Source organism: Phenylobacterium sp. LH3H17 (genome assembly GCF_024298925.1).
GTDB lineage: Bacteria > Pseudomonadota > Alphaproteobacteria > Caulobacterales > Caulobacteraceae > Phenylobacterium.
This window is the reverse complement of the sequence record NZ_CP101283.1, coordinates 844319-862439: the sequence shown is the minus strand read 5'-3', so window position 1 is coordinate 862439 and position 18121 is coordinate 844319. Positions and strand designations below refer to the sequence as shown.

At 68.1% G+C, this 18121-nt stretch carries 22 protein-coding genes; 19 read left to right on the top strand and 3 right to left on the bottom strand.

The annotated features are described in order from the left end of the window. The first annotated feature begins 46 nt into the window (after nucleotides 1-46). The 8 genes from M9M90_RS04230 to M9M90_RS04195 all read left to right on the top strand — a co-directional run bounded on the left by M9M90_RS04230 (nucleotide 47) and on the right by M9M90_RS04195 (nucleotide 6667). Nucleotides 47-1213 carry a glycosyltransferase family 4 protein gene (locus M9M90_RS04230; RefSeq protein WP_254835920.1) on the top strand — a complete coding sequence of 389 codons (1167 nt, stop codon included), beginning with the start codon at nucleotides 47-49 and terminating at the stop codon, nucleotides 1211-1213. After that, nucleotides 1210-2184, top strand: coding sequence for a glycosyltransferase family 9 protein (locus M9M90_RS04225; RefSeq protein ID WP_254835919.1), 975 nt, complete (start codon nucleotides 1210-1212; stop codon nucleotides 2182-2184). Before M9M90_RS04230 ends, M9M90_RS04225 begins: the two co-directional genes overlap by 4 nt. A 119-nt stretch (nucleotides 2185-2303) precedes the next feature. Further along, on the top strand, nucleotides 2304-2825 hold the full coding sequence (gene infC, locus M9M90_RS04220; protein WP_254835918.1) for a translation initiation factor IF-3: 522 nt from the start codon (nucleotides 2304-2306) through the stop codon (nucleotides 2823-2825). Nucleotides 2826-2923: 98 nt separating this feature from the next. Next, nucleotides 2924-3265, top strand: coding sequence for a metalloregulator ArsR/SmtB family transcription factor (locus tag M9M90_RS04215; protein ID WP_254835917.1), 342 nt, complete (start codon nucleotides 2924-2926; stop codon nucleotides 3263-3265). 97 nt (nucleotides 3266-3362) lie between these two features. Next, entirely contained in the window at nucleotides 3363-3707 is a 345-nt protein-coding gene (locus M9M90_RS04210; protein ID WP_254835916.1) for a helix-turn-helix transcriptional regulator, read from the top strand. Further along, nucleotides 3704-4171, top strand: a complete 468-nt coding sequence (locus M9M90_RS04205; RefSeq protein WP_254835915.1) for an SRPBCC family protein — start codon at nucleotides 3704-3706, stop codon at nucleotides 4169-4171. Before M9M90_RS04210 ends, M9M90_RS04205 begins: the two co-directional genes overlap by 4 nt. Before the next feature lie 70 nt (nucleotides 4172-4241). After that, a complete protein-coding gene (locus tag M9M90_RS04200; protein WP_254835914.1) occupies nucleotides 4242-5468 on the top strand; it encodes an MFS transporter in 1227 nt (408 codons plus the stop codon). Continuing rightward, nucleotides 5465-6667 (top strand): MFS transporter, encoded by a 1203-nt coding sequence (locus M9M90_RS04195; protein ID WP_254835913.1) that lies wholly within the window; start codon nucleotides 5465-5467, stop codon nucleotides 6665-6667. The genes M9M90_RS04200 and M9M90_RS04195 overlap by 4 nt, the downstream gene beginning before the upstream one ends. Here M9M90_RS04195 and M9M90_RS04190 read toward each other — a convergent pair. Next, nucleotides 6664-7353 (bottom strand): DUF1345 domain-containing protein, encoded by a 690-nt coding sequence (locus tag M9M90_RS04190; RefSeq protein WP_254835912.1) that lies wholly within the window; start codon nucleotides 7351-7353, stop codon nucleotides 6664-6666. The two genes, M9M90_RS04195 and M9M90_RS04190, sit on opposite strands and share 4 nt — an antisense overlap. A 192-nt stretch (nucleotides 7354-7545) precedes the next feature. On the opposite strand from M9M90_RS04190, the gene rpmI reads away from it, so the two are divergent. The 6 genes from rpmI (at nucleotide 7546) to M9M90_RS04160 (ending at nucleotide 12732) form a co-directional block, all read left to right on the top strand. Beyond that, nucleotides 7546-7746, top strand: a complete 201-nt coding sequence (gene rpmI, locus M9M90_RS04185) for a 50S ribosomal protein L35 (protein ID WP_254835911.1) — start codon at nucleotides 7546-7548, stop codon at nucleotides 7744-7746. A gap of 15 nt (nucleotides 7747-7761) precedes the next feature. Then, nucleotides 7762-8118, top strand: coding sequence for a 50S ribosomal protein L20 (gene rplT / locus M9M90_RS04180; protein ID WP_254835910.1), 357 nt, complete (start codon nucleotides 7762-7764; stop codon nucleotides 8116-8118). 116 nt (nucleotides 8119-8234) lie between these two features. Further along, a complete protein-coding gene (gene pheS / locus M9M90_RS04175) occupies nucleotides 8235-9344 on the top strand; it encodes a phenylalanine--tRNA ligase subunit alpha (protein WP_254835909.1) in 1110 nt (369 codons plus the stop codon). Further along, nucleotides 9344-9676: a DHCW motif cupin fold protein gene (locus M9M90_RS04170; RefSeq protein ID WP_254835908.1), complete on the top strand. Its 333-nt coding sequence runs from the start codon at nucleotides 9344-9346 to the stop codon at nucleotides 9674-9676. The genes pheS and M9M90_RS04170 overlap by 1 nt, the downstream gene beginning before the upstream one ends. Before the next feature lie 2 nt (nucleotides 9677-9678). Then, nucleotides 9679-12111, top strand: coding sequence for a phenylalanine--tRNA ligase subunit beta (gene pheT, locus M9M90_RS04165; RefSeq protein WP_254835907.1), 2433 nt, complete (start codon nucleotides 9679-9681; stop codon nucleotides 12109-12111). Nucleotides 12112-12279: 168 nt separating this feature from the next. Next, nucleotides 12280-12732, top strand: coding sequence for a VOC family protein (locus tag M9M90_RS04160; RefSeq protein WP_254835906.1), 453 nt, complete (start codon nucleotides 12280-12282; stop codon nucleotides 12730-12732). A gap of 108 nt (nucleotides 12733-12840) precedes the next feature. Here the strand turns inward: M9M90_RS04160 and M9M90_RS04155 are convergent, their stop codons facing one another. Then, a complete protein-coding gene (locus M9M90_RS04155; protein WP_254835905.1) occupies nucleotides 12841-13452 on the bottom strand; it encodes a DUF1134 domain-containing protein in 612 nt (203 codons plus the stop codon). A 179-nt stretch (nucleotides 13453-13631) separates the two neighbouring features. Here M9M90_RS04155 and lepA point away from each other — a divergent pair, with 179 nt between their 5' ends. Beyond that, nucleotides 13632-15437, top strand: a complete 1806-nt coding sequence (gene lepA / locus M9M90_RS04150; RefSeq protein WP_254835904.1) for a translation elongation factor 4 — start codon at nucleotides 13632-13634, stop codon at nucleotides 15435-15437. A 93-nt stretch (nucleotides 15438-15530) separates the two neighbouring features. Further along, the gene (locus tag M9M90_RS04145) at nucleotides 15531-15668 is read left to right on the top strand and encodes an entericidin A/B family lipoprotein (RefSeq protein WP_254835903.1); all 138 of its coding nucleotides are present in this window, start codon (nucleotides 15531-15533) and stop codon (nucleotides 15666-15668) included. Between the two features lie 5 nt (nucleotides 15669-15673). Here M9M90_RS04145 and M9M90_RS04140 read toward each other — a convergent pair whose 3' ends face one another. Next, nucleotides 15674-15832 (bottom strand): hypothetical protein, encoded by a 159-nt coding sequence (locus M9M90_RS04140; RefSeq protein ID WP_254835902.1) that lies wholly within the window; start codon nucleotides 15830-15832, stop codon nucleotides 15674-15676. 256 nt (nucleotides 15833-16088) lie between these two features. On the opposite strand from M9M90_RS04140, the gene M9M90_RS04135 reads away from it, so the two are divergent. The 3 genes from M9M90_RS04135 to M9M90_RS04125 all read left to right on the top strand — a co-directional run bounded on the left by M9M90_RS04135 (nucleotide 16089) and on the right by M9M90_RS04125 (nucleotide 18121). Then, on the top strand, nucleotides 16089-16475 hold the full coding sequence (locus M9M90_RS04135; protein WP_254835901.1) for a DUF983 domain-containing protein: 387 nt from the start codon (nucleotides 16089-16091) through the stop codon (nucleotides 16473-16475). A gap of 96 nt (nucleotides 16476-16571) precedes the next feature. After that, nucleotides 16572-16730 carry a DUF3309 family protein gene (locus M9M90_RS04130; protein WP_254835900.1) on the top strand — a complete coding sequence of 53 codons (159 nt, stop codon included), beginning with the start codon at nucleotides 16572-16574 and terminating at the stop codon, nucleotides 16728-16730. Between the two features lie 62 nt (nucleotides 16731-16792). Further along, nucleotides 16793-18121, top strand: coding sequence for an MFS transporter (locus M9M90_RS04125; RefSeq protein ID WP_254835899.1), 1329 nt, complete (start codon nucleotides 16793-16795; stop codon nucleotides 18119-18121).

Sequence of the window (18121 nt, the reverse complement as noted above, 5' to 3'; positions counted from 1 at the left end):
CCGCGCGGGCCTTTACCAAACGTGGGCTTACGCTATGCAAGGCGGCGTGACGCTGCCCCCAGACTTCACCCTATTGCAGGTTGTCCCCGAGCTCGAAACCGGCGGGGCCGAACAGACCACCATCGATGTGGCCCACGCGGTCGTGCGCGCCGGCGGCAAGGCCCTGGTCGCGACGCGCGGCGGGCGCATGGCTTCGCGACTGGAAGCCGACGGCGGACGCCTGGCCCAGATGCCGGTCCAGACCAAGAATCCGCTGGTGATGCTGGGCAACGCCGCGCGGCTGGTGGACCTGATCCGCAAGGAGAAGGTCTCCATCGTCCACGCCCGTTCGCGCGCGCCGGCCTTCTCGGCCCTGTGGGCGGCCCAGGCCACCAAGACGCCGTTCGTGGCCACCTATCACGGGGTCTACAACGCCAAGAGCGGGCTCAAGCGCTGGTACAACGCGGTGATGACCCGCGGCGACCTGGTGATCGCCAATTCCGACTACACCCGCGACCACGTGCTGTCCGAGCATCAGCTCGACCCGGCCCGGATCGTCTCGATCCCGCGCGGCATCGACCTGGAGCGGTTCAATCCCAGCTGGGTGACCCCCGAACGGGTCGAGGCCCTGCGCCGGGCCTGGGGGATCGTCCCGGGGGACCGGCGGGTGAAGCTGCTGCTGGCCGGCCGCCTGACCCGGATCAAGGGCCACCTGATGATCGTCGAGGCCGCCGCCCGGCTGAAGGCGCAGGGCCGCAAGGATTTCGTCATCATCTTCGCCGGCGACGACCAGGGCCGCACCGACTACCGGCTGGAGATCATGTCCGCGATCGCCGCCCACGGCCTGGAGCGTGAAGTCCTGGTCGTCGGCCACTGCGACGACATGCCGGCCGCGTACCAGGTCTGCGACATCGCCATGCTGCCCACCACCAAGCCGGAGTCCTTCGGGCGCACGGCGGTCGAGCCGCAGGTGATGGGCAAGCCGGTCCTGGCCTCCGACCATGGCGGCACCACCGAGACCGTGCTCTCGGGCGAGACCGGCTGGCTGGTCAAGGTGGACGATCCCGACGCCTGGGCGACCGCCATGGCCAAGGCCGCCGATCTCGGACCCGGCCGCCTTGCCGCCATGGGCCAGGCCGCGGCCAACCGCGCCCGCCGGCTCTATTCGGTCGACGCCATGTGCCAGGCCACCCTCGAGGCCTACGAACGCGTGCTGGCGGCGCGCGCCCCGTGAGCCGCGACATCCGCAACGTCCTGGTGATCAAGCTCTCGGCCCTGGGCGACTTCATCCTGGCGCTGGCCGCGATGAAGAAGATCCGCGAGGCCCACCCCAAGGCGCGCATCACCCTGCTGACCACCCCGCCCTTCGAGGCGCTGGCCAAGTCCTGCCCTTATTTCAATCGGGTGGAGACCGACGGCCGGCCGGAGGGGCCCAGCGCCTGGCTGCAGCTGCGCCGCCGACTGAAGGCGGCGCGCTACGACCGCGTCTACGACCTGCAGACCTCGGCCCAGTCGGCCCGCATCTTCCACCTGCTGCGCCCCTTTCCGCCCGAGTGGTCGGGGATCGCGCTGGGCTGCTCGCTGCCGCACAAGAACCGGCGGCGCAATTCGATGCACACACTGGAGCGCCAGGCCGACCAGCTCAAGTCGGCCGGCATCTGGCCCGACGCCCCGACCGAGCCCGGCAGCGCCCCGCCGCCGGACCTTTCCTGGGTGGTGCGCAACGCCCGCCAGGAGCGTCCGGTCCCCGGCGGAGTGAGGCCGCGGCCCTACGTGATCTTCGTGCCCGGCGGTTCGGAGCACCGGCTGGACAAGCGCTGGCCGGCCGAGCGTTTCGCCCAGCTCGGCAAGAGCCTCTACGACCGCGGCTTCGACATCGTCATCATCGGCGGCCCGCAGGAGAGCGCGCTCGCCCGCCAGATCCAGAAGTCGGTCGGCCAGGCCCGCGACCTGACCGGGCGCACCGACTTCGCACGGATCGCCGCCCTGGGCGCCCGCGCGGCCCTGGTGGTGGGCAACGACACCGGCCCGCTGCACCTGGCGGCGGCCACCGGAGCGGCCACCATCGTGCTTTTCTCCAGCGCCTCGAACCCGGCGCTTTCGGCCCCGCGGGGCCACGTGACCGTGCTGCAGTCCCAGAACCTGGCCGATCTGGCTGTGTCCCAGGTCCTACAGGCCGTCAACGCACTGACGCCATCTGCCTAGCCGCGCTTGATTGGGGGGACTCCCTTCGTCATATACTGGCTGGAACGACCGGCGCCCTCTCGCGCCGGGCGCGTTTCGCGTTGAAACAGCCCTAGGAGCGAAAGCCTATTCGCCGCCCCATGCAGTCGCCGCCCGTCAAAGACGGGCCGCGTATCAATGAAGACATCCGCGTCCCCAAGGTCCTGCTGATCGATCAGCACGGCGAGAAGCAGGGCGTGATGCCCACCTCGTCGGCCATGGAGGCCGCGCAGGAAGCAGGTCTCGACCTCGTCGAGATCGTTCCGAACGCCGATCCGCCCGTCTGCAAGATCCTGGACTACGGCAAGTTCAAGTTCCAGGAGCAGAAGAAGAAGAACGAGGCGCGCAAGCGGCAGAAGGTCGTAGAGATCAAAGAGATCAAGCTGCGACCGAACATCGACATCCACGACTACGAGGTGAAGCAGCGCTCGATGCACCGCTTCTTCGAAGAAGGCGATAAGGTGAAGGTGACCCTGCGCTTCCGTGGTCGCGAGCTCGCCCACCCCGAACTGGGCATGAAGCTGCTGCAAAAGGTGAAGGCCGACTTCGAGCCGGTGGCCAAGGTCGAGTACGAGCCCCGTATGGAAGGCCGCCAGATGATCATGATCCTGGCTCCGCGCTAACCGCGCCCTCCACGAGACAGAACCAGCGGCCGTCCTTCCAGGGCGGCCGCTTTTTCTTGGCCGCTTGCCAGCCGCGATGCGAATCAATACTTTAGGGCATGCTAAACCAAGGAAACCAATCCCTCGACCTGATGTTCCAGGCCCTGTCCGATCCGGGCCGGCGCAACATGATCGAGCGCTTGAGCCGCGGCCCCGCCTCGGTCAGCGAACTGGCCCAGCCGTTGGACATGACCCTGTCGGCTGTGGTCCAGCACCTGGCGGTGCTGGAAGCCAGCGGACTGGTGAAGTCGGAGAAGGTCGGCCGGGTGCGCACCTGCACGATCCAGCCGGACCGGCTGCAACTGGCCGAGCAGTGGATCAATGCGCGCCGCACATCCTGGGAGAAGCGCCTGGACCGGCTGGGCGACTTCCTGGCCGAGAGCGAAGAACCCAAGACCTGAAGGCGCCGCCTTGGCCGTCCCGTCTACGACCTAGCCATTCAGAGAAAATACTTAAGTCATGACTTGACCATCGCGCGATCGGTCGATACTTAAGTACATGCTACAGCACGCGACCTCGCTTGATCTCGCATTCCAGGCCCTGGCCGATCCCGTCCGGCGCGCCATGGTGGAGCAGTTGAGCCGCGGACCGGCCACGGTCAGCGAACTCGCCCGACCGCTGGCCATGTCGCTTTCGGCGATCGGCCAACACCTACGGGTCCTGGAGACCAGCGGACTCGTCCGCTCCGCGAAGGTCGGCCGCCTGCGGGATTGCTGGATCGATCCGGCTGGACTGCTCGTGACCGGCCGATGGATCATCGCGCGTCAGGCGAGCGTGGCGCGCACCCTCGAACGGCTCGGCGAGCATCTCGCCGCCCCGACAGACCCCTGGAGAGACCCATGACCCAACGTTCCGTCGTCCACGCCACCTTCGTCGTGGAACGCACCTATACGGCCACGCCCGCCCGGACCTTCGCGGCCTGGGCCGATCCCAAGCTCAAAGCGCTGTGGTTCCCCGCCGCGGAAGAGGCCGGCTACGAGTTCGACTTCCGCGAGGGCGGGCGGGAGTACAGCAAGGGCAGGGACTCGGAAGGCGGGGCGCTCTACACCTTCGCCGTCGACTATCGCGAGATCGTGCCCAACGAGCGCATCGTCTACGCCTACTACATGGACATGGACGAGGTGCGGATCTCGGTCTCCGTCGCCACCATCGAGTTCCACAAGCACGGGGCCGGAACCCGCATGGTGGTCACCGAGATGGGCGCCTTCCTCGACGGTCACGACAATGTCGGCCAGCGCGAACACGGCACCAACTGGCTGATCGACCGGCTCGGCGAGTCGCTGAACGAGGTTCCCGCCACCGCCTGATCGTTTCGCGGAAGTCCGACCTGGGCGGTCGGGCTTGCCGCAGGGCGCGGCTCCCCTTAACACCGATCACATGTCCGACACCGCGCCGCAGGGGGCGTCGCCGCCGTCCTCGATGGCGGCGCCGTCTCTCATCGCCGTCATCTTCATCAATATGCTGGGCTTCGGGATCATCGTCCCGTTGCTGCCCTTCTACGCCAAGTCGTTCGAAGCCCCGCCCTGGCAGATCGCGCTGATCTTCTCGGCCTATTCGGTGGGGGCGTTCTTCGGCGAGCCGTTCTGGGGCCGGCTGTCGGACAAGTACGGCCGCAAGCCGCTCCTGATCTCGACCATCACCGGCAACTGCCTCTGCTACCTGGCGCTCGCCTTCGCACCCAATATCTGGGCGGCCTTCGCCATCCGGCTGCTGGGCGGGCTGGCGGCCGGCAACGGGGCGGTGATCCAGGGCTATATCGCCGACGTCACCCCGCCGGAGAAACGGACGCGGCTGCTGTCCTACCAGGGCGCGGCCTGGAACGTGGGGCTGATCTTCGGTCCGATGGTGGGCGGGATATTCGCCCACCCGGACGCGGGTCCCGTCGGCTTCCGACTGCCGCTGTTCATGGCCTCGGGCCTGGCGGCGCTCTGCGTCATCGGCATCATGGTGTTCATCCGCGAGAGCAAGACCCGCGAGCAGACCATCACCCACCGGCCAAGCCGCTGGTCGGCCATCGGCGATGTGATCCGCCACCCGATCATCGGTCGGCTGATGCTGTTGACCTTCCTGGTGGGCTTCGCCTTCACCGGCATCGAGAGCACCTTCGGCCTCTGGGCCCAGGCGAAGTTCGAGTGGGGGCCGCGCGAGATCGGGGTCTGCTTCGCCTTCGTCGGCGTCTCCGCCGCCGTGACCCAGATGTTCGTCACCGGGCGGCTTTCCGAGCGGTTCGGGGAGGGCCGGATGCTGGCTCTTGGCATGGGGATCACCGTGCTCTCGGCCGCCGGCCAGACCATGTCGCCCGGCGGCGGCGTCACGATCGCCCTCATGTGCCTCACCGCCGTCGGACAGTCCGTCGCCTGGCCCAATGTCGGCTCGATGATCTCTCAAACCGCCGACCCGCACCGCCAGGGACAGATCCTGGGACTCAACAACGCCACCGGCGCCCTGGCCCGGGTGGTCGGCCCCTTCTGCGCGGGACTTATCTTCCCGATGGCGATCGACGGCCCGTTCATCATGGGCGCCCTGGTGGTCGCGCCGGCCATCTTCCTGGCCCTGGCGGCCAGCCGGCGGGTCGCCGCGGCCCGCACGGAGCGGCAGGAATGAGCCAGGGCCCGGCGGCGCCGCCGCAGGATCGCCGCGCCCTGTTCATCCTGCTGTCGGTGACCTTCCTCAACATCGCGGGCTTCGGCCTGGTGATCCCGCTGCTGCCCTTCTTCGGCAAGGCCCTGGACGCGCCGCCGTGGCAGGTCGCTCTGCTGTTCTCGGCCTTCTCCTTTGGCCAGTTCCTGGGCGAGCCCTTCTGGGGACGGCTGTCGGACCGCATCGGGCGTCGGCCGGTGCTGATCGTCACCATCGCCACCGCGGCGCTCTGCTACGTGGCCCTGGCCTTCGCCCCGACCATCTGGCTGGCCTTCCTCGCCCGGTTCGCCAGCGGGGTGTTCTCGGGCAACATCTCGACCCTGCAGGGCTGCATGGCCGACATCACCCCGCCCGCCCAACGCGCCGGCCGCATGGGGGTGATGGGCTCGGCATTTTCGCTGGGCTTCATGACCGGCCCGGCCCTGGGCGGCCTGCTGGCCCAGCCGGAACTCGGGCCCATCGGCTTCCATATCCCACTGTTCGCCGCGGCGGGTTTCGGCCTGGCCTCGGCGCTGGGCGTCTTCCTGTTCGTGAAGGAGACCCGGCCGCCCACGGGCGAGGCCCGCCCCCACGGCCGCCCGCCGGCCCTGCGCGAGGCCTTCGGCCATCCGATCATCTCGCGGGTGATGATCATCTCGTTCGTCATCGTCTCGGGCTTCGCGGGCATCGAGGCGACCTACGGCCTGTGGACCGAGGCTCGCTTCGGCTGGGGGCCGCGCGAGATCGGCCTGGCCTTCATGGTGATCGGGGTGATCGGCGCCTTCGCCCAGGGGATGGGCACCTCGATCCTGGTCCGGCGGTTCGGCGAGGCCCGGGTGCTGATCGCGGGCCTGACCCTGATGTTCATCGGCATGTTCGTGCAGTTCGCGTCCTTCGCCTGGCCGATGGCGGTGCTGGGCCTGGCTATCGTCGGTTTCGGCCAGTCGATCTGCTTTCCGAACCTTGTGGGCCTGATTTCCATCGCCACCCCGCCCGACCGGCAGGGCGAGATGCTGGGCCTCAACATGTCCAACAACGCGCTCGCCCGGATCGGCGGGCCGATCTATGCGGGGCAGCTGTTCTCGCTGGTCTCGCCCGGCGCGCCCTTCGCGCTCGGCTGCATCCTGATCCTGCCGGCCCTGGTCCTGGCCTTCCAGGTGCTGAGGCGGGTCCCACGTCCCTAGCGGGCGAAGAGCCCGGCCAGCAGGTTGATGGTCAGGGCCACCACCACCGTGTTGAAGACGAAGGCCACAAGGCCATGCAGGCCGCCGACCCGTCGCAGGGCCTTCGAGGTGAAAGCGATGTCCGCCGTCTGGCACGCCACGCCGATCACCAGCGAGAAATGCAGGAAATCCCAGTAGTCGGGGGCCTCGCCGCCCGGGAACAGCAAGCCGCCGGCGTCCGCCCCGGCCCTGTCGTCCGGGGCGTAGAACTCGTGGGCGTAGTGCAGGGCGAAGACGATCTGCACCAGGAACCAGGACGCCGCCACGGTGGCGAACACCAGGGCCACCCGCAGCCCCTTCATCAGCCCCGACTCGGCGCTGGCGGCCGAGAGTTCGGCGGCGATCACCCCGATGCTGGCGGCGGTGGCGAGGATCACTAACCCCAGGATCACCGCCTGGCCCTGATCCTGGGTGGCCGCCACAGCGCGAATCCGGGCTGGGGGCGCGCCCCACATCATGTGCAGGCTGGCCGCGATGAAGCTGAGGCAGGTGGCCGTCCAGCCGATGACCCCGGCGGTGACCGGGTCCGGGCCGGCGGGCGCCGCGCCGCAAGCGAGACCCACCACGAGGCCGAAGAGGAAGGCCCCCATCAGGCGTGGTCGCGCCCTGAAGGCGCCCAGCAGGCTTTTCGAACGATCGGAACTCATCGAAAGGTCGCTCCCGCGTGCCAGGCCTCTATAACCCATGCCGTCCGGCGGCGAACGCAAGGACACCAAACCCTTGCCTTCCCTCACCCTTTCGCGTATTTGCCCCGCTCTTCGGAGTCGTCTGGCCAAAAGGCATGCCAGGGCGGCTCATCAATACGCCAGAGGACGGGCCCTTAGGGTACCGCAAGTGAAATGCCCAAACTGAAGACCAAGTCAGGCGCGAAGAAGCGCTTCAAACTGACCGCGACCGGCAAGATCAAGGCCGGCGTCGCGGGCAAGCGCCACCGGCTGATCAGCCACAGCGCCAAGTACATCCGTCAAAATCGCGGCACCAAGGTGATGAGCGCTTCGGACTCGAAGACGATCAAATCCTACCTGCCCTACGGATTGTAAGAGGAGCGCTGACAGATGGCTCGCGTTAAAAGGGGCGTCACCGCCCACGCCAAACACAAGAAGGTCCTTGAGCAGGCCAAGGGCTTCTACGGCCGCCGCAAGAACACCATCCGCACGGCCAAGGCCGCGGTGGACAAGGCCGGCCAGTACGCCTACCGCGACCGCAAGGTCCGCAAGCGCAACTTCCGCTCCCTGTGGATCCAGCGGATCAACGCCGCGGCCCGCATCGAGGGCCTGACCTACGCCCGATTTATCCACGGCCTGGATCTGGCCGGGATCGAAATCGACCGCAAGGTCCTCGCGGATATCGCGGGCAACGACCCGATCGGCTTCAAGGCCATCGCCGACAAGGTTCACGCCGCGCTGGCTTGAGGTCGTTTGGGAGCTTCGGCTCCGCAAGCATTCAAGAGCCCTTCGGCGTGATCCGCCGGAGGGCTTTTTGCTGCCCTCTTCCCGCAACTCGACGCTCCCTCTAAAGCAGCCGTGTCATGACCGATCTCACCCAATTGGAAGCCGAGCTCTCGGCCGCCGTCGCCGGCGCGTCCGACCTCCAGGCCCTCGAAACCATCCGCGTCGCCGCCCTCGGAAAGTCCGGCTCGATCTCCGAGCTGCTCAAGTCCCTGGGCTCGATGAGCCCCGACGAGCGCCGCGAACGCGGGCCGTTGATCAACGGCCTGCGCGACCGCGTGCAGTCCGCCATCGCCGCGCGCAAGGCCGGCCTGGAGGCCGCCGAGCTGGACGCCAAGCTCGCCGCTGAGCGGGTCGACCTCACCCTGCCCGCCCCGCCGCGGCGCAAGGGCAGCGTCCACCCCACCATGCAGGTGATGGACGAGATGATCGCCGTCTTCGCCGAGATGGGCTTCTCGGTGGCCGAGGGGCCGGACATCGAGACCGACTTCAACAACTTCACGGCGCTCAACTTCCCGCCCAAGCACCCGGCGCGGGAGATGCACGACACGTTCTTCCTGCCCGAGGACGCGAACGGCGAGCGCAAGGTGCTGCGCACCCATACCAGCCCCGTCCAGGTGCGCGTCATGCACCGGGTCAACGAGCAGCTCCCCTCCTGGGTGGCCAACGGCCAGGAGCCGCCGATCCGCGTCATCGTGCCTGGCCGGACCTTCCGCAAGGACTCGGACCAGACCCACACCCCGATGTTCCACCAGATCGAGGGTCTGGTCATCGACCGCGCCATCCACATGGGCCACCTGAAGTGGACGCTCGAGACCTTCCTCGGCCGGTTCTTCGAGACCCCGGACGTGGTCACCCGCTTCCGTCCGCACCACTTCCCGTTCACCGAGCCCAGCGCCGAGATGGACGTCCAGTGCGACCGCTCCGGCGGTGAGGTGAAGATCGGCCAGGGCTCCGACTGGCTGGAGATCCTCGGCTGCGGAATGGTTCATCCCAACGTGCTGCGCAATGTCGGTCTCGATCCCGACGTCTGGCAGGGTTTCGCCTTCGGCTGCGGCGTCGACCGGCTGGGGGTGCTGAAATACGGCATGCCCGACCTGCGCGACATGTTCGCCAGCGACGTCCGCTGGCTGGAGCACTACGGCTTCAGTCCCTATGCGGCGCCGAACCCGGCCACGGGGCTGAGCTGATGCAGCTGCCGACCAGCGCCTTCGCCACCACCGACTGGTCGGCGATCGAACCCGTCCAGCACCCCGGCGAGACCGGTCACGCCACCTGGCGGACCCTGACCATGGGCGATGTCCGGATTCGCCGCGTGGACTACAGCCCCGGCTATCTGGCCGACCACTGGTGCGACCGTGGGCACATCCTCTTCGTCATCGACGGCGAACTCGACACCGAACTCAAGGACGGCCGCCGTTTCAAACTCACCGCCGGCATGAGCTATCGGGTCTCGGATTTCGGCGACCCGGCGCACCGCTCCTCTTCCGCCGCCGGCGCCCAGCTGTTCATCGTGGACTGACCATGAAATTCACCCTCTCCTGGCTCAAGCAGCACCTCGAGACCAACGCGACGGCCGCCGAGGTGGTCGAGGCCATGACCATGGCCGGCCTCGAGGTCGAGCACGTGAACGATCCCGCGGCCAAGCTCGCCGCCTTCTCGGTGGCCAAGGTCGTCGAGGCGGTCCAGCACCCCAACGCCGACCGCCTGCGCGTCTGCCAGGTCGACACCGTCGACGGCCGCAAGGAGATCGTCTGCGGGGCCCCGAACGCCCGGCCCGGCCTGACCACCATCTATGCGCCGCTGGGCGCCTATGTGCCCGGCTCGGGAATCACGCTGGAGGCGCGTCCCGTGCGCGGCGTGGTTTCCAATGGCATGCTCTGCTCGGCCGCGGAGCTGGAGACCGCCAGCGAGTCCGACGGGATCATGGAGCTTTCGGACGACCTGGCCGTCGGCACCCCGGCCGCGCAGGCGCTGGGGCTGGAAGCGGTCATCGATTTCGAGGTCACCCCCAATCGGCCGGACTGGCTGGGCGTGGTGGGCATCGCCCGCGACCTGGCCGCCGCGGGCCTGGGCGTGCTGAAGGACGTCGGCGTCGAGCCGGTCCCCGGCAAGTTCCCCTGCCCCGTCGCCATCCGCCTGGACGGCTCGGACGCCTGCCCGCAGTTCGCCGGCCGGCTGATCCGCGGCGTCAGGAACGGGCCGTCGCCGGCCTGGCTGCAGCAGCGGCTGATTTCCATCGGCCTGCGGCCGATCAACGCCCTGGTCGACGTCACCAACCTGATCACCTACGACCGCGCCCGGCCGCTGCACGTCTATGACCGCGCCCTGATGGTCGGCGACGTGATCGAGGCGCGGCTCGGCCGGCGGGGGACCGGTGGCGAAGTCTCCGCCGACCATCCGACACCGACCGCCCATAGCGACGAGCAACTGATCGCGCTCGACGGCAAGACCTACGACATCACGCCTGAGATGAGCGTCATCGCCGACGCCGACGGCAAGCGTCCGATCGGCCTGGGCGGGATCATGGGCGGGACCTCCACCGGCTGCTCGGAGGCCACCACCGAGGTCTTCCTCGAGGCCGCCTGGTTCGACCCGATCCGCACCGCCCAGACCGGGCGTACGACCGGGATCAATTCCGACGCCCAGTACCGCTTCGCCCGCGGCGTGGACCCCGAGAGCCTGGTTCCCGGCATCGAGCTGGCCACCCGGCTGATTCTTGAGCTCTGCGGCGGCGAGGCCTCGGAGATCGTCGTGGCCGGCGAAGCCCTGCCTCCGCCGGCGCCGATCGCCTTCGACCGCGCCTACGTAAAGCAACTTTCGGGCCTTGAGCTTCAACCCCAGCGTATCGACGACATCCTGCGCGATCTCGGCTTCCACCAGGAGGCCGACCTGGTCTTCCCGCCGTCCTGGCGGCGCGACGTGGAGGGCAAGGCCGACCTGGTCGAGGAGGTGGCGCGGATCGAGGGCTATGACGCCCTGCCCGCCCTGCCCCTGCCCGAGATGGCCAAGCCGGCCGGCGGCGTGCTGACCGTGCGCCAGGCCCGCCTGCGCGCCGGCCGCCGGGCCATGGCCGCCAAGGGCTATGCCGAGGCCGTCACCTGGAGTTTCTGCAAGCGCGAGACCGCCCGCCTGTTCGGTGGCGGGGCCGATGCGCTGGTGTTGACCAACCCCATCGCCGCCGACCTGGACTGCATGCGGCCCTCGATCCTGCCCAACCTGATCGAGGCGGCGGGACGCAACGCCCGGCGCGGTTTCGCCGACGTGGCCTTGTTCGAGATCGGCCCGTTCTACATGGGCGACCAGCCGGCCGACCAGGTGACCAGCATCGCCGCCGTCGTCGCGCCACATCCGCCGCGGCGCTGGGACGGCGTGGCCGCCGATCCGTTGTTCGAACTCAAGGCCGATCTCCTCAGCCTGCTGGACGACCTTGGCGCGCCCGTGGCTTCGCTGCAGGTGGTCCAAGGCGGCCTGTCGGACTGGTGGCACCCCGGCCGCTCGGCCGCCCTGCGGCTGGGCAAGTCGACCCTGGTCGAGTTCGGCGAGCTGCACCCGCGCATCATCAAGGCGCTGGACGCCGAGGGCCCGATGTACGGCTTCGAGCTGGTCGTCGATTCCATCCCTGAGCCGAAGAAGAAGGCCGCCAAGTCCAAGCCGGCCCTGGAGCTCTCGCCCCTGATGCCGCTGTCGCGCGACTTCGCCTTCGTGGTGGACGCCGACAGGGCGGCGGGAGACCTGGTGCGCGCCGTGGCAGGGGTCGACAAGGCGCTGATCTCAGGCGCGCGGGTGTTCGACGTCTATCAAGGCCCAGGCGTGCCGGAGGGCTCGAAGTCGGTGGCCGTGGAGGTCACCCTCCAGCCCCGGGAAAAGACCCTCACCGACGCCGAGATCGAGACCCTCTCGGCCAAGGTCGTCGCCGCGGCGGAAAAGGCGGTCGGGGCCAGGCTGCGGGGGTAGTTCTCCGCAAGGGGTGACGTCGGGAACGAGGCTAGATCCTCCCCCAGCGCGCAGCGCGGTTTGGGGGAGGTGGCGCGTCGCCCTCTTCGGCGACGTGACGGAGGGGGCTGAGGCCCGCCAACCCCGCCATTTGACTTCCGCCGACGTCACCATGGCCTCCTGCCGCCCATGGAGATCAACGGCGTCGCGCACACCTTCATCACCGCGGGCGATTTCGAGGCGTCCGTGGCCTTCTATCGCCGGCTCTTGCCCTTCCTCGGCCTGCGCGAGGTGGCCGACAGCATCGACACCTATTACTGCGTCGGCGGCCGCACGGGGTTCGGCGTCCGCCGTCCCGATCCCGAGCATGCCGGCGCGCGGTTCGAGCAGTACAGAGTGGGCCTGCATCACCACTGCTGGCGCGCCCGCGAGCGCGCCGACGTCGATGAGCTGCACGCCTTCCTCGTCACCATAGGGGCGAAGATCGTCCACCCGCCGCAGGATGAACCCTGGGCGCCGGGCTACTACGCGGTGCTGTTCGAGGATCCCGACGGGGTCCGCCTCGAGCTCAACCACGTCCCGGGGCGCGGCCTGTTCGACACGGCCACGCAGCGGGTCGGGGCAAGCCTCGATGAACGCTAGACCCTTTCCGGTCAGAAGGAATCATCTGACCGGATGAAAAGGGTCTGTCTTAAAATGCTTAGAGCGTGACGGCCGCCTGAACCGGCGTCCACTTCAGGCTGTCACGCTCTAGAAGGGCAGTAGCCGCCGGGTGCGGGAAAAGCCGAGATAGCCGACATTGGCGCCCAGCCGCAGACCGACGCCCGCGCGGATCGGCGCCAGGGTGATGTCGTCGGAGCGCAGGTAGTTCACGCCCAGGCCGGCGATCAGATAGGCCGCGCCCTCCACGCCCGGGAACCGCTGGAAGATCACTTCCGGGTACTGGAGATTGTAGCAGAGGGTGAAGACCCGGCTGGCGTTGCCGCCCAGGTCCCAGCCAATCGACGGGCCCTGCCAGAAGACCTCCATCGGCTCCTTGCCCTTCATGTAGAGCAGGCCGCGTCCATAACGGGCCCCGACCGTGATCGCCCCAGCCGCTTCCTCGCCGGCGATATAGGCTGTGGGCGTACCGTTATCCTGGAAGACCCGCTCGATGGCGCCGCCGGCAGCTTCCGCGGCCACGCCCAGGAAGTCCGAAGCGGTGGTGACGAGCTCTTCGCGCGTATAGGGCTCGGCCGGCGGATAGTTGGCGCCGCCGTGCGGAGGCGAGCGGCCGGCCGCGGGATCGCGCGGTTGGGCGGTGGCGCAGCCGGCGCTCGCGAGCGTGGCGATGCTGGAAGCGATGAGCGTGCGGCGATCCATGGCGCGGTATCCTTTAGAGCTTGGGCAGCCTCCCATCCCCGAGCGGCATGAATGCGGCGCTCAGGCTTAACGTTGGATTAACCATGGCCGCGCGGCCCCTTTCTTGCTCTCTCCCCCAGAGGGGCGAAAAAGTGCGCCGGTCTCGCCTCCGACGCGGAATGTGCTAAAGCCCGCCCACAATGACGACGCCCCTCTCCCACATCCGCAACTTCTCCATCGTGGCCCACATTGACCACGGGAAATCGACCCTGTCCGATCGCCTGATCCAGGAGACCGGCGGCCTCACCAAGCGTGAGATGACCGAGCAGGTCCTGGACAACATGGAGATCGAGCGCGAGCGCGGGATCACCATCAAGGCCCAGACGGTCCGCCTCGACTACAAGGCCCGCGACGGCGAGACCTATGTCCTGAACCTGATGGACACCCCCGGCCACGTGGACTTCGCCTATGAGGTCAGCCGTTCGCTCGCCGCCTGCGAGGGCTCGATCCTGGTGGTGGACGCCAGCCAGGGGGTCGAGGCCCAGACCCTGGCCAATGTCTACCAGGCTATCGACAACGATCACGAGATCGTCCCGGTGCTCAACAAGATCGACCTGCCGGCCGCCGAGCCCGAGCGCATCCGCCAGCAGATCGAGGACGTGATCGGCATCGATGCGTCGGAGGCCATCCTCTGCTCGGCCAAGACCGGCGAGGGTATCGCCGACGTGCTGGAAGCCGTGGTCACCCGCCTGCCGCCGCCCAAGGGCGACCGCGAGGCGCCACTGAAGGCCCTGCTGGTCGACGCCTGGTACGACCCGTATCTCGGCGTGGTTGTCCTGGTGCGCGTCCTGGACGGCGTGCTGAAGGCGGGCATGAAGGTGCGGATGATGAACGCCGGGGTCACCCACCAGGTGGACCGGATCGGCGTGTTCAAGCCCAAGCAGACCGAGGTGGCCGAGCTCGGCCCCGGCGAGATCGGCTACATCACCGCCCAGATCAAGCAGGTGGCCGACGCCGCCGTGGGCGACACCATCACCGACGAGAAGCGCCAGACCGCGACCGCCCTGCCCGGTTTCCGCGTGGCCCAGTCGGTAGTGTTCTGCGGCCTCTTCCCGGTGGACGCCGCCGACTTCGAGGACCTGCGCGCCGCCATCGGCCGACTGCGCCTGAACGACGCCTCTTTCACCTACGAGATGGAGACCAGCGCGGCCTTGGGCTTCGGCTTCCGCTGCGGGTTCCTCGGGCTACTGCACCTGGAGATCATCCAGGAGCGGCTCTCCCGCGAGTTCGACCTCGACCTGATCGCGACCGCCCCCAGCGTGGTCTACAAGATCGGCCTGACCGACGGCTCGGAGATGGAACTGCACAACCCGGCCGACCTGCCTGACCCGGTGAAGATCGCCACCATCGCAGAACCCTGGATCAAGGCGACGATCCTGACGCCGGACGAGTATCTCGGCTCGGTGATCAAGCTCTGCCAGGACCGCCGCGGCGAGCAGCGCGAGCTCTCCTATGTCGGGACCCGCGCCCTGGTGGTCTACGACCTGCCGCTAAACGAGGTGGTGTTCGACTTCTACGACCGGCTGAAGAGCGTCTCCAAGGGCTACGCCTCCTTCGACTACGCCATCGAGGGCTATCGGACCGGCGACCTGGTGAAGATGTCGATCCTGGTCAACGCCGAGCCGGTGGACGCCCTCTCCATGCTGGTCCACCGCGACCGCGCCGAGGCGAGAGGCCGCGGCATGGTCGAGAAGATGAAGGACCTGATCAGTCCGCACATGTTCCAGATCCCGATCCAGGCGGCGATCGGCGGCCGCATCATCGCCCGCGAGACCGTCCGCGCCCTGCGCAAGGACGTGACCGCCAAGTGCTACGGCGGCGACGCCAGCCGCAAGCGCAAGCTGCTGGACAAGCAGAAGGCCGGCAAGAAGCGCATGCGCCAGTTCGGCAAGGTCGAGATCCCGCAGGAAGCCTTCATCGCCGCGCTGAAGATGGATGCCGACTAGGGTTGAAGCCCAGTTGCCCCCCGGCCCCGAAGCCGCCTAAAAACCGCCTGGAAGCTTGAGCATCAAGCCGTGACTTTCGAGGGGAGCAAACACATGCGCAAGACCATCGTCCTGGCCCTGGCGGCCGCCGCCCTGCTGACCGCTGGCTGCAACACCGTCGCCGGCGTCGGCAAGGACGCCCAGGCCGCGGGCCGCGCTGTGACCGACACCGCCAACGACATGAAGAAGTAGCCGGCTCAGGCGTCCTCCTCGCGGGACGCCTGCTCGGCGATTCTGGCGGCGTCCTCCGGCGGGACGCCCGGAGCCTCACGTGCGCCGTCCTCCGCCTGGGTGGTCGGGCCGACGTGGCCGTGCACGGGCTTCGTGGCCGGGCGGTCGGACTCTTCCGGGTTCATGGCGAAGCTCCTCTGCATCCTAGGAAGAGATAGGCCCGCCGGTGGGTTCCGCAATCGGACCGCGAGCTGCGGGGGAAATTCCCACAACCTGAAATAAACGACTGATTAGGTAGGACGTTTCGCCGCGCATCGGCGCAATCCCTGACCGGAACTGGCGTTGCTGCGGACCCGTTCCCCCCTGCGACAGCCGCGACGCTTCCCACCGCGAACTATGGAGCGCATACGGCCAAGCATCATTTTTCGCAAATGGCGTAACATGTTCGTCCAGTCGATGTTCCGGGGTCTGAAGGGCCGCTGTCCCAACTGCGGGGACGGCAAGCTCTACTGGGGCTACCTGAAGGTCGAACCACGCTGCAATTCCTGCGGCCACGACCTGGCTCGCTATCCGGCCGACGATGGCCCCGCCTATTTCACCATCCTGATCGTCGGGCACCTGATCGTGGCGCCGCTGCTGTTCTTCTCGATCATCTGGCATGCGCCGACCATGTACGTATTGCCGGCCATTCTGATCCCCCTGGCCATCGTGACCCTGGCCCTGCTGCCTCGGGTGAAGGGCGCCTTCATCGGCCTGCTCTTCGCCATCGCTCACAAGGAGGGCGAGGCCGCCCTCCACATCCGCGACGTCCCTGACCCGCGCCGTTAAGATTTGGGACCACAAGGTTAAGGTTTGGAACCTTCGCCATAGAGGATCGTTCGTTCCGCCTGACATCTCGTCGGGGCTTTTGGGAGACGAACAACCATGTCGCTCGGCACAATCCTGCTCATTGTCTTGGTCCTCCTGCTGATCGGCGCCTTGCCGACCTGGGGCCACTCGCGCTCGTGGGGCTATATCCCCTCCGGTGGGCTCGGCCTGGTCCTGGTGATCGTGCTGATCCTGGTCCTGATGGGACGCATCTAGCCTTTCGCACACGCCGCGAGGCGCCCTAACGTCTCCCCCGGACATGGTTCGGGGGAGACGGCATGAGCGAAACAGGGGTCGACACCCAGGCGCCCAGGGACATCCTGACGCCCGGCCTCACCCCGCTCGCTCGCGCCAAGGCGATCCTGGGCGGATCGGCGGGCAACCTGGTCGAGTGGTACGACTGGTTCGCCTATTCGTCCTTCGCCCTCTATTTCGCACCCCACTTCTTCCCCAAGGGCGACCAGACCGCCCAGCTGCTGCAGGCCGCGGCCATCTTCGCGGTCGGCTTCCTGGCCAGGCCCGTGGGCGCCTGGCTGATGGGGCTCTATGCGGACCGTGCGGGGCGCAAGGCGGCCCTGACCCTGGCGGTGGCCATGATGTGCGCCGGCTCGCTGCTGATCGCCGTCGCCCCCGACCACGCGGCGATCGGGGCCGCCGCCCCGTTGATCCTGTTGCTCGCCAGGCTGCTGCAGGGCCTGTCGGTGGGCGGGGAATACGGCGCAAGCGCCACCTACATGTCGGAGATGGCCGGCCGCGCCCGGCGCGGCTTCTGGTCGTCCTTCCAGTACGTGACCCTGATCATGGGCCAGCTGGTGGCGCTCGCCGTGCTGATCCTGCTGCAGCAGTTCATGGACAAGGCCGACCTGGAGGCCTGGGGCTGGCGCATCCCCTTCGTGATCGGCGCGGGCCTGGCCGTGGTTGTGTTCTGGATCCGCTCGGGTCTGGAGGAGAGCCCCTCGTTCCTGGCCGGACAAGCCGAGGGCGCGCCGCGCTCGACCACCATGCTGCTGTTCGTGAACTACCCGCGCGAGAGCGCGATGATCTTCGTGCTGACGGCCGGCGGGTCCTTGGCCTTCTATGCCTACACGACCTATATGCAGAAATTCCTGGTCAATACGGCGGGCTTCGCCAAGGACACGGCCACCGCGATCACCGCCGCGGCCCTCTTCCTCTACATGTGCGCCCAGCCGCTGTTCGGGTGGATGTCCGACAAGGTGGGCCGCCACCGAACCATCGCCTTCGCCTTCGCCGGCGGGGCCCTGGCCACCTATCCGGTGATGTCGGCCATCGCCCGGTCCGAGGCCCCCATGGCCGCCTTCGGCCTGATGACCTTCCTGCTGGTGATCCTGTCCGGCTACACCTCGGTCAGCGCCGTGGTGAAGGCGGAACTCTTCCCGGCCCATGTCCGCGCCTTGGGCGTGGCCCTGCCGTACGCCATGGGCAACGCCATCTTCGGCGGCACCGCGGAGTACGCGGCCCTCTGGTTCAAGAAGGAGGGCATGGAGAGCGGCTACTACATCTATGTCTCGGTGATCATGACGCTGGCCTTCCTGGTGGCGCTGCGGCTGCGCAACACCAACCGCGAGAGCCTGATCACCGAGGACTGA

Bases quoted from the DNA above. Each gene is read 5' to 3' on its own strand.
- M9M90_RS04145 (WP_254835903.1), top strand. From the start codon at position 15,531: ATGCGCAAGACCATCGTCCTGGCCCTGGCGGCCGCCGCCCTGCTGACC.
- infC (WP_254835918.1), top strand. From the start codon at position 2,304: ATGCAGTCGCCGCCCGTCAAAGACGGGCCGCGTATCAATGAAGACATC.
- M9M90_RS04135 (WP_254835901.1), top strand. From the start codon at position 16,089: ATGTTCGTCCAGTCGATGTTCCGGGGTCTGAAGGGCCGCTGTCCCAAC.
- M9M90_RS04140 (WP_254835902.1), bottom strand. From the start codon at position 15,832: ATGAACCCGGAAGAGTCCGACCGCCCGGCCACGAAGCCCGTGCACGGC.
- M9M90_RS04205 (WP_254835915.1), top strand. From the start codon at position 3,704: ATGACCCAACGTTCCGTCGTCCACGCCACCTTCGTCGTGGAACGCACC.
- M9M90_RS04210 (WP_254835916.1), top strand. From the start codon at position 3,363: ATGCTACAGCACGCGACCTCGCTTGATCTCGCATTCCAGGCCCTGGCC.
- M9M90_RS04195 (WP_254835913.1), top strand. From the start codon at position 5,465: ATGAGCCAGGGCCCGGCGGCGCCGCCGCAGGATCGCCGCGCCCTGTTC.
- pheS (WP_254835909.1), top strand. From the start codon at position 8,235: ATGACCGATCTCACCCAATTGGAAGCCGAGCTCTCGGCCGCCGTCGCC.
- M9M90_RS04200 (WP_254835914.1), top strand. From the start codon at position 4,242: ATGTCCGACACCGCGCCGCAGGGGGCGTCGCCGCCGTCCTCGATGGCG.
- M9M90_RS04155 (WP_254835905.1), bottom strand. From the start codon at position 13,452: ATGGATCGCCGCACGCTCATCGCTTCCAGCATCGCCACGCTCGCGAGC.
- M9M90_RS04170 (WP_254835908.1), top strand. From the start codon at position 9,344: ATGCAGCTGCCGACCAGCGCCTTCGCCACCACCGACTGGTCGGCGATC.
- lepA (WP_254835904.1), top strand. From the start codon at position 13,632: ATGACGACGCCCCTCTCCCACATCCGCAACTTCTCCATCGTGGCCCAC.
- rplT (WP_254835910.1), top strand. From the start codon at position 7,762: ATGGCTCGCGTTAAAAGGGGCGTCACCGCCCACGCCAAACACAAGAAG.
- rpmI (WP_254835911.1), top strand. From the start codon at position 7,546: ATGCCCAAACTGAAGACCAAGTCAGGCGCGAAGAAGCGCTTCAAACTG.
- M9M90_RS04160 (WP_254835906.1), top strand. From the start codon at position 12,280: ATGGAGATCAACGGCGTCGCGCACACCTTCATCACCGCGGGCGATTTC.
- M9M90_RS04215 (WP_254835917.1), top strand. From the start codon at position 2,924: ATGCTAAACCAAGGAAACCAATCCCTCGACCTGATGTTCCAGGCCCTG.
- M9M90_RS04125 (WP_254835899.1), top strand. From the start codon at position 16,793: ATGAGCGAAACAGGGGTCGACACCCAGGCGCCCAGGGACATCCTGACG.
- M9M90_RS04130 (WP_254835900.1), top strand. From the start codon at position 16,572: ATGTCGCTCGGCACAATCCTGCTCATTGTCTTGGTCCTCCTGCTGATC.
- pheT (WP_254835907.1), top strand. From the start codon at position 9,679: ATGAAATTCACCCTCTCCTGGCTCAAGCAGCACCTCGAGACCAACGCG.
- M9M90_RS04190 (WP_254835912.1), bottom strand. From the start codon at position 7,353: ATGAGTTCCGATCGTTCGAAAAGCCTGCTGGGCGCCTTCAGGGCGCGA.